Origin of the sequence: Streptomyces acidicola (assembly GCF_009377235.1) — a bacterium.
In the GTDB taxonomy this organism is placed as follows: Bacteria; Actinomycetota; Actinomycetes; order Streptomycetales; family Streptomycetaceae; genus Streptomyces; species Streptomyces acidicola.
On the sequence record NZ_VMNX01000535.1, the window covers coordinates 1 to 1,136 of the forward strand.

A 1,136-nucleotide genomic window follows, 5' to 3' on the forward strand; every position below is an offset into this window, starting at 1 on the left:
TTTTGCGGGTGGGTGCGGGGTGTGCCGGCCTGAACCGCCTTGTCCTCAAGCTCCGGACGGGCCCGGTGTGCCTTGACTTGCCCTCACGCGTCCGGTTACTCGTTCGCGGCGGCTGAGGCCTGGGCCTCGCCGCGGCGGCGGATCTGGCGGAAGGTGAACTCGGCCAGGTCGTCGCCCGTGGAGAAGACCGCGGAGTCCTTCTCCGTGACGTCCTTGCCGTTGGTGAAGCCGGCGAGGGTGAAGTACGCGTAGCGGCCGTACGAGTTGGTCGTGGAGCGGCAGATCGCCGTACGGCAGAACTCGGCCACTCCGTCACCCGGGAGTGACTTGACGATGCTCTTCGCGTCGGCGTCCTTCTTGGCCTTGATCGCCTGGGCCTCGGTGTCGAAGAGGGCGACGCCGACCGTGACCGCGACGCCGTCCTTGGTGTAGGTGACGCGCATGACGCGGGTGCAGTCGTTGTTCGTGAGGACCTTGTCGAGGGAGCCCTGGGCCACCGAGGCGCAGTCGGTGGTGGAGGCCGTGGCGCCCTTCTTGTAGACGGACTCGCCCATCGTCAGCTGCGATCCCGGGAACAGGCTCTCGGCGCTGAGCGGGGCCGTGTCCTTCTTCGCGCTGGAGATGAAGTCCTTGGGGTCGAGCGGGGGCGGGGCCGACGTCGGCGCGAAGGACGGTTCGGCCGTGTCGCTCGCGCTCGGGATGGACGCGCTGGACGGCAGGTCGTTGGCGGGGTTGTTCGAGGCCTCGGCGTCGCCGTCCGCGGAGACGACGGCCACGGCGACGGCGGCGCCGATGGCGACCGTGGCCAGGGCGCCGCCGGCTATGAACAGCACGCGGCGCCGCTTGTTACGCGTCTCGGACTGCTCCGCGAGTGCCGCCCAGTCGGGCGTCCCGCCCCCCTGGTCCGACCACTGCGGCTGCTGAGAACCCGACTTCCACGGATCCCACTGAGGCTCCCCTTGCCCAAAACTCATGGACCGCATTTTAGACGGGGGTTGGGGTGTGCTGTTCAGGGGCTTGGGGCACTTGAGCCCCTAGCGTGACCTGAATGAACGTGGACGTAGAGGACATTTCTGGTCGCTCCGGTCGGCCTCAACGGCGGCAGTGCGGGCGGTTGTGGTGGTCGGGGTGGGCGC

Annotated in this window: 1 protein-coding gene; it reads right to left on the bottom strand. The window is 68.8% G+C overall.

All coding sequences use genetic code 11. The annotated features are described in order from the left end of the window. Positions 1 to 95: 95 nt before the first annotated feature. The gene (locus FPZ41_RS46650) at positions 96 to 974 is read right to left on the bottom strand and encodes a hypothetical protein (protein ID WP_152870956.1); all 879 of its coding nucleotides are present in this window, start codon (positions 972 to 974) and stop codon (positions 96 to 98) included. Positions 975 to 1,136 lie beyond the last annotated feature (162 nt).